Annotated in this window: 7 protein-coding genes; 3 read left to right on the top strand and 4 right to left on the bottom strand. The window is 65.3% G+C overall.

The features are described 5' to 3' along the window. Positions 1 to 310: 310 nt before the first annotated feature. Positions 311 to 3,151, bottom strand: coding sequence for a winged helix-turn-helix domain-containing protein (locus tag IVA74_RS13835; RefSeq protein WP_247344323.1), 2,841 nt, complete (start codon positions 3,149 to 3,151; stop codon positions 311 to 313). A gap of 197 nt (positions 3,152 to 3,348) precedes the next feature. On the opposite strand from IVA74_RS13835, the gene IVA74_RS13830 reads away from it, so the two are divergent. The 3 genes from IVA74_RS13830 to IVA74_RS13820 all read left to right on the top strand — a co-directional run bounded on the left by IVA74_RS13830 (position 3,349) and on the right by IVA74_RS13820 (position 5,457). Then, on the top strand, positions 3,349 to 3,768 hold the full coding sequence (locus IVA74_RS13830) for an organic hydroperoxide resistance protein (protein ID WP_247344319.1): 420 nt from the start codon (positions 3,349 to 3,351) through the stop codon (positions 3,766 to 3,768). Positions 3,769 to 3,808: 40 nt separating this feature from the next. Further along, positions 3,809 to 4,840, top strand: a complete 1,032-nt coding sequence (locus IVA74_RS13825) for an alpha/beta hydrolase (protein WP_247344317.1) — start codon at positions 3,809 to 3,811, stop codon at positions 4,838 to 4,840. Positions 4,841 to 4,959: 119 nt separating this feature from the next. Then, on the top strand, positions 4,960 to 5,457 hold the full coding sequence (locus tag IVA74_RS13820) for a cytochrome P460 family protein (RefSeq protein WP_247344367.1): 498 nt from the start codon (positions 4,960 to 4,962) through the stop codon (positions 5,455 to 5,457). 10 nt (positions 5,458 to 5,467) lie between these two features. Here the strand turns inward: IVA74_RS13820 and IVA74_RS13815 are convergent, their stop codons facing one another. The 3 genes from IVA74_RS13815 to IVA74_RS13805 form a co-directional block, all read right to left on the bottom strand. Next, on the bottom strand, positions 5,468 to 8,977 hold the full coding sequence (locus IVA74_RS13815; RefSeq protein ID WP_247344314.1) for a PAS domain-containing hybrid sensor histidine kinase/response regulator: 3,510 nt from the start codon (positions 8,975 to 8,977) through the stop codon (positions 5,468 to 5,470). Positions 8,978 to 9,167: 190 nt separating this feature from the next. Next, complete coding sequence (hemA, locus tag IVA74_RS13810) at positions 9,168 to 10,397, bottom strand: 5-aminolevulinate synthase (RefSeq protein WP_247344311.1); 1,230 nt, start codon at positions 10,395 to 10,397, stop codon at positions 9,168 to 9,170. A 200-nt stretch (positions 10,398 to 10,597) separates the two neighbouring features. Continuing rightward, entirely contained in the window at positions 10,598 to 11,659 is a 1,062-nt protein-coding gene (locus tag IVA74_RS13805) for an MBL fold metallo-hydrolase (protein ID WP_247344308.1), read from the bottom strand. Positions 11,660 to 11,769 lie beyond the last annotated feature (110 nt).

The raw sequence follows: 11,769 nt of genomic DNA, 5'->3' as shown, positions 1-11,769 counted from the left end.
TCCCGGGAGAGCACGGCATACGCCGTAAAGCCACTGCGCAGGGAAGGCCGAGTGATTTGGCTACACCTGTATGCTGCTGTGCGGTTTCCTTGCGCTACACTTTCGCGCAGCGGACCGCGGGTGCCAGCCGGCACCCGGCCTTCCCTGCGCCCTCCTGGACCAGAGGGTGGAGCGACGAAGCAAAGCTCGGGCGAAATGCGCCGCGAGGACGCGAAGGCGTGTCTGCGAGTTCGAAGGCGTGTCTGCGAGTTCAATGTGCATTGGAGGATGGCGATGCCGCCCCTTGCTCGCAATGACGATGCGGTGCGCCCTATAATGTCTGCAGCAAAGCGTTGGCTATTTTGATATCCGCAGTCTCCGATCCCTCGACAAAACCTTCGAGCGCCGATTGAAGCAATCGTTTCGCTTCCTCGCGCCGGTCGCGTTCGGCAAGGAATCCGGCAAGATCGATCGCGGCCCGCAGCTCCCAGGCTTTGGCGCCTTTGCGACGACTCAATTCCAGTGATTGCACGAAGTGGGCTTCTGCCTGATCGGCATCGGGCTGCGGGCGGGCCAGGAGAACCCTGCCCTTCATGCGCAGCAGCTCGGGCATGTACAGATGATCGCCGCTCTGATCGACGAGGCTGATCGCATCGTCGAGCAGGCGCGCACCTTGTTCGACTTGCTCGAGCGCCAGAAGACCGTTCACAAGCGCGATGTTGAACGTCGTGGTGAGCAGCTCGTAGCCGGCACCGTGGAGCTCGCGCAGGCACGCCTCGATCGTCTCGACGCCGCTAGCTGCGTCGCCGCGCCGGATCGCCAGCTCGCCTTTGACGCCGCGGCCGACCGCAAGATAAGGGCCCATCGAGCGCGATTCGGCATGGGCGATGAAGCGGTCGATGTTCTCTTCCGCGCCATCGAGATCTCCGCTCCAGAGATCAATCGAGACCGCCCAGATCAACGCGATGCAGAGCGTGATCGGGTGGTCCATCTGCGCGGCTTCGATGACCGTCTGCCGGGCCAGTTGCAACGCATCGGCGGGGCGGCCCTGCAACCAAAACTCTCGCGCGAGCGAGATGCCGGCCCGGTTGCGGTGATCGAAGCCATAGACGGTGCTGATCCGTTCCGTGCCCGGCCCGTGCCAAGCGGCCTTCAGCATGGTCAACGCGTCGCGATGCTCGCCGGCCAGATGCAAGGAGACACCCAGCAGCGAATGGGCGAGGGCGAGCGAGGCGGCTTCGCCGAGTGTCTCGGCGACCGTGAGGCTTTGCTGCGCATAGCCGAGCGCGGTGTCGAACTGTCCCATCCGCTCGTGGAAGATATGCACGCGGCCGAGCAGCTGGAGCTGGTTCGGCGCGTCGCCGCGGGCCTCGGCGATCGCAAGGCTCCGGCTCAAGGCGGCACGCGCCGCTTCGCTGCCGCCGCGCGTGAACATCAAGGTCAGTCCGAGCGCGGCCTGGATGTGCATTTCCTCGGCACTGCCACGCGAGGACGGATCGATTGCAAGCAGCGCCCGTTCAGACCAGCGCCGGCATTCGATCAGCAGCGACATGGCGAGAAAGATGGGAGCCGCCGCAGCAGCGAGTGTAACGCCGATGCCGGCATGGCCGTTCACGCCAAAACACCAGTCCAGCGCGGCGCGGACGTTGTGAAGCGCGGAGAAATGGATCGCGCGCTCGTCGGCGCTCGGCACCGTGGCCCATGTCCTACCGGCCTGCTCCAGCCATCGCCGGTAGTAGGTTGCGTGGCGGGCGGCGAGCGATGCGTCATCAGGCCCGACATCGCGCAGATAGGCGCGCGTCGTGTCGAGCAGACGATAGCGCATCATGGCGCCGATCGGCCGCGGCGCGACCATTGACTTGGCCACGAGGCCGTCGATGGCGTCGAACAGGCGGGAGCGGTCGACCCGTTGGTCCGGCACGATCTCCAGTGCGGCGTCGATGGTGAAGTGACCGGCGAAGACCGCGAGCCGGCGCAGCACCAGGCGCTCGATGTCGGACAGGAGCCCATAGCTCCAGGCCAGCGTCGCCTGCAATGTCTTCTGTCGTGGCGGCGCCGTGCGCTGGCCCTGCCAGAGCAGATTGAGGCGCTCGTCGAGCAGCGTCGCGGTCTGCTCCAGGCCGTAGGCTTCGACCCGGCCGGCGGCGAGTTCGATCGCCAGCGCCATGCCGTCGAGCTTGCGGCAGATGCCGGCGACGATTGCGGCGTTGGCATCGTCGAGCGCAATCTGCGCGCCGCCGGCCGTGGCACGTTCGAGGAAGAGCTGAAGCGCGGGATAGGTCTGCGCCGCGGCCGCCGTCAGTCCGGGATTGTCGGGCGGAACGGCAAGCGGGGCCAATCGATAGACCTGCTCGCCCTCGACGCGCAGCGCTTCGCGGCTCGTCGCCAGGATATGGATATGCGGTGCGGCGTGGAAGATCTCGGCGGCCAGCGGCGCTGCGGCTGCGACGACGTGTTCGCAATTGTCGAGGATCAGCAGCATCCGCTTGTCCCGGAGATGGGCGAGCAGCGCGGGCAGGGGATCGTCGGTTTGCGCCGGCAGGCCGAGCATCAGCAGGATCGAGGTGATCACGAGATCGGGATCGCTCAGTGCGGCAAGATCAACAAAGTGCGCGGCGTCGGAGAATGTTTCGAGCAGGTCGTGAGCGATCGCAACCGCAACGGCAGTCTTGCCGACGCCGCCCGGGCCGACAATCGTGACGAAGCGCGAGCCGATCAGCCTGTCGGAGACGGCGGCGACTTCATCGTCGCGCCCGACCATCCGTTGCAGCCGGTTCGGCAGTTTGACCGGCGGCAATTCCGTTCGCCGTGCGGCGCGCCGCTGTGCCGGGAGTTCCACCCGCGAGATCGGCGCTACGAAGCAATAGCCGCGGCCGGAGAGTGTGGCGATGTAGCGGGTGCCGTCCTTGCCGTCGCCAAGGACCTTGCGAAGCGCCGCGACGTGAAAGCGCAGATTGGCTTCCTCGACCGTGATGCCGGGCCACACCAGCGCCATCAGATCAAACTTGCTGACGACCTCGTTCGGCCGCGACATCAGCGCGATCAGCGTGTCGAAGGCCTTTGCACCGAGCGGCAGCGCGACGCCATCGCGCATCACGAGTCTTTCATGCGGCGTCACGGTGAATGGTCCAAACGACAGGGTTCCCGTTGCGGTGCCGGCCGGCTCGGTCATGGCGGAATCCTGATCCTTCGAATGAACCGGATAGCCAGATGATCGCGATCCGGCAAGGCCGTCCCTGCATCGGCATCAGACCGCGGATGCAGGCCTTGCGAGGGGTGCGAGCCGAGACCTCACAACTTCTCACAAGTCCAAACGGGTGTCCTGAGGCCGCCGCTGCTAGTCAGTTGTGCGACGGCAAGGAGACCTCGATGACCCAAGCGGCAAAATTGCTCTACACGGCCCGGACCCACACCAGCGGCGGGCGACAGGACGGCATGTCGCGCAGTTCCGACGGCCGCCTGGACGTCAAGCTGTCGCCGCCGGGCGGCGCGGGCAGCGGCACCAATCCCGAGCAATTGTTCGCGGCCGGCTGGTCGGCCTGCTTCGAGGGCGCGATGGAGATCGCGGCCCGCAAGCGGAAGATCCAGCTTCCAAGGAAATGCGCGATCGACGCGGAGATCGACCTCGTGCTGGAGGAGGGCGCCTATTCGCTCAGGGCACGCCTCGATGTCAGCCTTCCCGGTCTCGATCGCGAGATCGCGCGCGGCCTCATCGATGAGGCGCACCAGACCTGCCCCTATTCCAAGGCCGTTCGCGGCAACATCGACGTCACGGTCGCGCTGATCTGACGCACCAACACCAACCAACCATCAACAAGGTAGCAACATCATGAAACAGATCATTGACCAGCACCGGCGCCAGTTTTTCGGCGTCGCCGCGGGAACCGTCGCCGCCGGCCTTGGCGTGATCGGCCTCGCCCGCGCCGAATCGGAAGCGCCGCGCTCCTCCGCGACGAATGCGTCGTTCGGCGCGATCAAGCAGATCGATGCCGGCGTCCTCAACGTCGGCTACGCGGAGGCCGGTCCTGCGAACGGTCCCGTCGCGATCCTGCTGCACGGCTGGCCTTACGACATTCACGCCTTCGTCGATGTCGCGCCGATCCTGGCAAAGGCCGGCTATCGCGTCATCATCCCTTATCTGCGCGGTTACGGCTCGACGCACTTCCTCTCTGGCGAGACGCCCCGCAATGGCGAGCCCGCCGCCATGGCCGTCGACATCATTGCGCTGATGGACAAGCTCGACATCAAGAAGGCGGTCGTCGCCGGTTTCGACTGGGGCGCGCGCACCGCCGATATCATCGCCGCGCTGTGGCCGGAGCGTTGCCGCGCGCTGGTGTCGGTCAGCGGCTATCTGATCTCCAGCCAGGCCGCGGGCAACGCGCCGCTGCCGCCGTCGGCCGAGCTGCAATGGTGGTACCAGTTCTATTTCGCGACCGAGCGCGGCCGCGCCGGATACGAGAAGTACACGCATGATTTCGCAAAACTGATCTGGAAGCTCGCTTCGCCGCAGTGGAAGTTCGACGACGCCACCTTCGACCGCAGCGCGGCCGCGCTCGACAACAAGGATCATGTCGCGATCACGATCCACAATTACCGCTGGCGGCTCGGGCTCGCCCAGGGCGAAGCGAAATACGAGCAACTCGAAAAGAAGCTCGCGGCGGCTCCCGTCATTGATGTGCCGACGATCACGATGGAAGGCGATGCCAACGGCGCGCCGCATCCCGACGCGAGCGCCTATGCCAAGAGATTCTCCGGTCGGTACGACTATCGTCTGGTCACCGGCGGCATCGGCCACAATCTGCCGCAGGAAGCTCCACAAGCCTTTGCCAAGGCCGTCATCGATGCCGACGGCGGCGCCTGAGGATTTTGCTCGACACCTCGGTCCAGCGCGGCTGGGCCGAGGTCTCACACGTGATCTCAGCTTGATGAAGCGTCATGACGATGAAATCTGAAAAGACCAAATTTCCGTCCTACACGACAATGATCGTGCTGGCTGTGCTCCTCCTTGTCGTTGTCCTGACATGCGTGCCGTATCTGGTCACGATCGCTTTCGCGGAGGAACAGGCGGATGCCTCGCCGATCTTCGCTGTCCCGCCCGGCTACAAGCAGTGGCAGCTGATCGCGCCGGCCGAGGAGGCGGCTCCCTTGGACGAGCTGCGTGCCATCGTCGGCAACAAGACTGCGATCGACGCTTATCAAGACAACAAGCTTCCGTTCCCGGACGGCACCATTCTGGTCAAACGCGCCTGGAAGCGGAAACAGTCGCCCGAATTTTCGTCCGCGAGGATTCCCGGAGAGCCCACCACCGTCCAGGTGATGGTGAAGGATTCCAGAAAATATGCCTCGACCGGCGGCTGGGGTTTTGGCCGCTTCGTCAACGGCAAGCCGGTCGACGAGGCCCAGCATCGCACCTGCTTTGCCTGCCACGAAGCCCGCGTCAGGAGCCGCGATTACGTCTTCACGCGGCTCGCGCCGTGAGTGCGGCGTGTCACTCCGCCGCGACCATCTGCTGGGTGCGCCACTGGCCGAGCAGGGCGCGCAGCGATGCCGGCTTCACCGGCTTGTTGAGCACCGCGACCTTTTCCTCGCGCGCAGCCATTTGCACGGCGGGGCTGCGGTCGGCGGTGATCAGGATTGCGGGGATGCCGTCGCCGAAGCGGCGGCGGATGTCGCGGATCGCGGCGATGCCGTTGCCGCGGTCGAGATGATAATCGACCAGCAGGCCGGTGACGCGGCCGCCGGCAGTTTCGATCGCGGCGATCGCGCCTTCGGGATCGGCGACCGCGATCACCTCGGCGTCCCACGCCTTCAGCAGCGTGCGCATGCCGTCGAGGATCGCCGCGTCGTTCTCGATGCAGACAATGAGGGCGCCCGAGATCGGCGCGCGCGCCAGCGGCGTCGCGCTCGTCACCGCGGCGGTGTGGGTGATCGCCTTCGCCGTCGGCACCGTCACGGAAAACACCGAACCGCCGCCGACATTGGAGTCGATGGCGATGCCGTGATTGAGCACCCGTGCCAACCGCTCGACGATCGACAGCCCGAGCCCGAGGCCGCGCGCGATCCGCGCGCCTTGCTCGAGGCGGTGGAACTCCTTGAAGATCTCGCTGCGCTTGACCGGCGGGATGCCGACGCCGGTGTCGTAGACGCAGATCTTGAGCGAGGGGCCTTGGCGGCGGCAGCCGACCAGCACGCGGCCGCGCGGTGTGTATTTGATCGCGTTGGAGATCAGGTTCTGAAGCAGGCGCCGCAGCAGCAAGCGGTCAGACTCGACCGGCAGCGAGCAGGGCACGAAGGCGAGCTCCAAATTCTTGGCGCGTGCGATCGGCGCAAATTCGATCTCCAGCGAACGCATCAGATCGGCCATCTTGAAGCTCGAGATCGAGGTCGTCATCGCGCCGGCATCGAGCCGGGAGATGTCGAGCAGCGCGCCGAGGATCTCCTCGATCGCCTGCAGCGATTCGTCGATGTTCTCGACCAGCCGCGTCTCCTCGCCGCTGTGCTGGCGCTCGACCAGGCTCGTGACATAGAGCCGCGCCGCGTTCAGCGGTTGGAGAATGTCGTGGCTGGCGGCGGCAAGGAACCGCGTCTTGGAGATGCTGGCGTCTTCGGCCGCGCTCTTGGCCTGAGCCAGCTCGGAATTCAGCCGGGTCAGCTCCTCGGTACGGTCGCGCACCCGCTTTTCCAGCGTTGCATTGGCGCGCTCCAGCGCTGCGGCCGCCTCGAAGGTGGGGGTGACGTCGGTGAAGGTGATGACGAAGCCGCCGCCGGGCATGCGGTTGGTCAAAATCTCGATCACCATGTGGCGATCGGGCAGGCGCTCCAGATAAGGCTCGCTGTCGGTGGTGTAAGCTGCGAGCCGGCGTTCCAGCATGGCCTCGCGCTCGACCGGATCGTTCGGCTCGCTCACGCCCATGAATTCGAGGATTTCACGCAACGGCGTGCCGAACTGGATGAAATGCGGGGGAACGTTGAGGAGATCGCCGAACTGCCGGTTGGAGCAGATCAGTTGCAGATCGGCATCGAACACCGCGATGCCCTGACGCACATGGTTGAGCGCGGTCTGGAGGATCTCGCGGTTGAAATGCAGCGCCGCATGGGAATCGTCGAGCAGCTTGAGTGCAGCCTTGGCGGAGACCGTCCGCTTGCGCAGCAGCAGCGACATCACGAGCCGCGAGGAGGCTGCGCCGATCGAGGAGGCGATCAGGTGCTCGGCGTGCTGCAACAGCTCGAAATCGGCGGGTGCCCCGTGCTCCAGCCGCACATTGCGCCGCGCGGTGAATGCCTCGAACGAATGCCGCGCGCGGTCCGGCCCGAGATATTGCGCCACCGTGGTCTGGATGTCCTGCACCGTGACGGTGGTGCGCCAGCGGCGGAAGTTCGGCGAGATCGGCGCCAGCGTGTTGGGCACGAACAGATCGGCCTGCACCAGCTCGATCGAAGACGGCCGGCGCGCCAGCGACAGCAGCACATAGGTGAGGATGTTGAGCGACAGCGACCAGATGACGCCGTGCATCAGTGGCGGCAGGTCGGCGCCGAACAGCGCCTGCGGCCGCAGCGCCTCGATCCCGAACGGTCCGTGCTGGAGCAGCAGGATGCCCGAAGTCGAGGAATCCATGAAGCTCGGGATGAACAGCGTGTAGAGCCACACCGCGAATCCGACCAGCATGCCGCCGATGGCGCCGCGCGCGGTCGCGCGCCGCCACAGCAGCCCGCCGAAGAAGCTTGGTGCAAGCTGGGCGATGGCGGCAAAAGACAGCAGGCCGATTGCCGCGAGCTGGGTGTTGCCGAGCGCGCGGTAGTAGAAGTAGGCCATCACCATGATGGCGAAGATCGCGAGCCGGCGCGAGCGCAACAGGAAGTCGCTGAAATCGGCGCCGCCGGTGCGTCCTTCCGGCCGTCGTTGCAGCACCAGCGGCATCACGAGGTCGTTCGAGACCATGATGGAGAGCGCGACGCATTCGACGATTACCATCGCGGTCGCCGCCGACAGGCCGCCGACGAAGACGGCGACGCTGAGCAGATTCGCGCCGCCTTCCATCGGCAGCGCCAGCACGTACATGTCAGGATCGGCGGTGCCGAACGGGAAGCTGATGAGGCCGGCGAGCGCGATCGGGATCACGAACAGATTGATGGCGACGAGGTAGAGCGGAAACAACCAGCGCGCGCGGCCGACCTCGGCGTCCGAGGAATTCTCCACCACGCTGACGTGGAACTGGCGCGGCAGCAGCATGATCGCGCACAGCGACAGCAGCGTCATGGTCAGGAAGTTGCCGATCGACGGCGAATAGTTGATGGCGCGCACCGCCTCCGGGGTCTTCATGGCGCGCTCGATCAGTTCGTGCGGCGAGAACATCCAGAACGTGACGAAGATGCCGGCGGTGAGGAAGGCGACCAGCTTGATGATGGATTCGGTTGCGACCGCCAGCATCAGGCCGTGCTGATGCTCGGTGGCGTCGGTCTGCCGCGTGCCGAACAGCACCGCGAAGGCCGCCATCGCCAGCGTCACCATCAGCGCCATGTCGCCGACGATGGGGATGTGAGAGAAGGCCTGGTCTTCGCCCAGGATGGTTTCGAGCGAGGAGGCGACCGCCTTGAGCTGGAGCGCGATATAGGGCACCGAGCCGATGATCGCGATCAGCGCGACGGTCGCCGCCACCGCCTGGCTCTTGCCATAGCGCGCGCCGATGAAGTCGGCGATCGAGGTGATGTTGTGGGCTTTCGCGAGCTGGATCACGCGGCGGAGTACGCCGGCTCCGAGCCCGATCATCAGGATCGGGCCGACATAGATCGCGAGGAAGTCGGTGGACGTGCGGGTGGCGAAGCCGACCGAGCCGAAGAAGGTCCAGGAGGTGCAGTAGATCGCCAGCGACAGCGGATAGATCAGCCCGGAGGCGCGGCCGCGCCCGGCCGGCGAGCGGCGGTCGCCATGGCTCGCCACCAGGAACAGAAAGCCGATATAGCCGAAGGCGGCGGCGATCACGCCCCAGTCGTGCAGCATGGCGAGCGTGCTTCTCCCTGGGCGCGCTGGCAGCGCCCGATCTCATTTTCCCTGTAAATCTAGCGCGTTGGGCGGCGGCAGGCGACAGCGAAATGCCGTGCGGGCGCGGGAACTGGGGTTGTCGTTAAGGTGCCCGGCAGGCCATCAGCCCCAATGTCGTCCTGGCTTCCGTCAGGACGACGGAAAACGCCTACTCCGCCGCCAGCGACTTCTCGCGCAGCGGCAGCCCGAGGCGGTCCCATACCTGCAGCAGGGCTTCGGCGAGCTGATCGATCAGGCCGTCGTCGTGATAGGGCGAGGGCGTGATGCGCAGGCGCTCGGTGCCCTTGGCGACCGTCGGATAGTTGATCGGCTGGATGTAGATGCCGTGCTGTTCGAGCAAGAGGTCGGAAGCCTGCTTGCACTTCTCGGCATCGCCGATGAACAGCGGCACGATGTGGGTGTCGCTCGACATCACCGGCAGGCCGGCGGCGTTGAGGATCGCCTTGACCCGGGCGGCGCGGTCCTGGTGGCGCTCGCGCTCCCAGTTCGACGTCTTCAGATGCTTGATCGCAGCGGTGGCGGCCGAGCAGATCGCCGGCGGCAGCGCGGTGGTGAAGATGAAGCCCGGCGCATAGGAGCGCACGGCGTCGATGATCTGTCCGTTGGCGGCGATGTAACCGCCGAGGCAGCCGAACGCCTTGGCGAGCGTGCCTTCGAGAATGTCGATGCGATGCATCACGCCGTCGCGCTCGGCGATGCCGCCGCCGCGCGGGCCGTACATGCCGACGGCGTGGACTTCGTCGACATAGGTCATCGCGCCGTACTTCTCGGCGAGATCGCAGATTTTTGCCAGCGGAGCGATATCGCCGTCCATCGAATAAAGGCTCTCGCAGGCGATCAGCTTGGGCCGGCTCGGGCCCGCAGCCTTCAACAGCGCTTCGAGATCGGCGAGATCGTTGTGGCGGAACACGACCCGCTCGCAGCCGGACTGGCGGATGCCCTCGATCATCGAATTGTGGTTGAGCTCGTCCGAGAGAATGAGACAGTTCGGAATGAGCTTCGCGATGGTCGCGATGCCGGTCTGGTTCGAGACGTAGCCGGACGTGAAGAGCAGCGAGGCGTCCTTGCCATGCAGATCGGCGAGCTCGGCCTCGAGCTGCACCAGCGGATGATGCGTGCCGGCGATGTTGCGGGTGCCGCCGGCGCCGGTGCCGACGCGCGTCGCGGTCTCGACCATGGCGCCGACCACCTTCGGGTGCTGGCCCATGCCGAGATAATCGTTGGAGCACCAGATCACGACGTCGCGCTTGCCCTTGGGTGAGTGCCAGAGCGCATGCGGGAACCGGCCGGCGATGCGCTCGAGATCGGCGAACACGCGGTAGCGCCGCTCAGTGTGGAGGCGATCAAGGGCGGAATTGAAAAACTGGCTGTAATCCATCGTCAAACCTGCAACGGAACTGACCAAAGGGCGGCATCTTCTTAGAGCTATTCCAGCTCTAATGTCTATGCGCTATCCCACATTTGGACCTGCGGGGCATTTGGGCAAAATGCCCTATCGTGCGATTTGAAACTTGATCCGATCAAGTTCGCGCGAGATGCAATGTTGCTCTGCACCATCAGTTGAATTGAAGTCAGCGCTCAACTCGTTCTGAATTGAAGCACGCCGTCTTTCGTCTCCGCCGTCAGCCGGCCCTCGACGATCATGTAGTTGACATGGGCGACCAACTCGCCGGCGGCAAAACCCATCTGGTGTTCGTCGAGCACGTGCTTGTTGAACACGACGGGCACCAAGGCGCGCGAGGTCTGCGGCACCTCGCGGCAGGCTTCCGCGATCAGGCGGCAGCGCTCCTCGTGGTGATCGGCCAGCTGCTTGATGCGGGGCTTCAGCCCGTAGAACGGCACGCCATGGCCCGGCAGCACCAGCACGTCATAGGGCAGCGTCGTGGTGAGGCTGGCGAGCGAGGCCAGATACTCGCCGAGCGAGTTCTGGTCGGGTTCGACCGCCCACACGCTGACGTTCGGCGAGATCTTGCTCAGCACCTGGTCGGCCGAGAGGAACAGCTTGTCGTCGGCGCAATACAGCATCACCTGGTCGAGCGCGTGACCGCCGCCGGTGATCACCTTGAAGCGGCGCGTGCCGATCACGACGTCGTCGCCATGCGAGATGCGGCGGTAGGACGGCGGCAGCACCGAGACGCGCTTGAGATAATCCTGGCCGCGGCCGAGCAGTTTTTCGGTGAGCGACTCGTCCATGCCGTGGCGGCGGAAGAACAGCCGTTGCGCCTGCTGGCGCTCCTCCGTGCCGCGGTTCTGGTGATAGACCGATTGCAGATATTCGACCTGCGACATCACCAGCGGGCAGTTGAATCGCTCGACGATCCACCCGGCCAGACCGACATGATCGGGATGGGAATGGGTCACGATCAGGCGCGTGATGTTGACGCCCTTCAGCGGCCCGTCGAACAGCTTGGTCCAGGCCTCGATCGTCTCCTCGTTGCCGAAGCCGGTGTCGACGATGGCATAGCCGTCGCCGTCGGCGAGCAGGTAGATGTTCACGTGGTTGAGGCGGAACGGCAGTTTCAGCCGCGCCCACAATACGCCCGGCTTCACCTCGACGACCTCTTCGGGGCCGGGATGCTGTTCCCATGGATAGCGCAGGGCCTCGGCGGAGGACTGCACGGTGTCGGTTTTTGCGTTCATTCTACCGGCTTAAACCCACTGGCTGCGGCGCGCCAGCCGAAAAAAGCCGCGCGGCGGCCGTCGCATGGCCGTCATACCGCAAGGGTTTTTCCGTGACCCGGATGGAGCCA

Source organism: Bradyrhizobium sp. 132, from assembly GCF_023074185.1.
Taxonomy (GTDB): domain Bacteria; phylum Pseudomonadota; class Alphaproteobacteria; order Rhizobiales; family Xanthobacteraceae; genus Bradyrhizobium.
Note: the sequence above shows the minus strand (reverse complement) of the source record. Positions and strands in the feature narration are given on the sequence as shown.

Excerpts from the sequence above, each read along its gene's own strand:
- IVA74_RS13805 (WP_247344308.1), bottom strand. The coding sequence starts at position 11,659 with ATGAACGCAAAAACCGACACCGTGCAGTCCTCCGCCGAGGCCCTGCGC.
- IVA74_RS13825 (WP_247344317.1), top strand. The coding sequence starts at position 3,809 with ATGAAACAGATCATTGACCAGCACCGGCGCCAGTTTTTCGGCGTCGCC.
- IVA74_RS13830 (WP_247344319.1), top strand. The coding sequence starts at position 3,349 with ATGACCCAAGCGGCAAAATTGCTCTACACGGCCCGGACCCACACCAGC.
- IVA74_RS13815 (WP_247344314.1), bottom strand. The coding sequence starts at position 8,977 with ATGCTGCACGACTGGGGCGTGATCGCCGCCGCCTTCGGCTATATCGGC.
- hemA (WP_247344311.1), bottom strand. The coding sequence starts at position 10,397 with ATGGATTACAGCCAGTTTTTCAATTCCGCCCTTGATCGCCTCCACACT.
- IVA74_RS13820 (WP_247344367.1), top strand. The coding sequence starts at position 4,960 with ATGATCGTGCTGGCTGTGCTCCTCCTTGTCGTTGTCCTGACATGCGTG.
- IVA74_RS13835 (WP_247344323.1), bottom strand. The coding sequence starts at position 3,151 with ATGACCGAGCCGGCCGGCACCGCAACGGGAACCCTGTCGTTTGGACCA.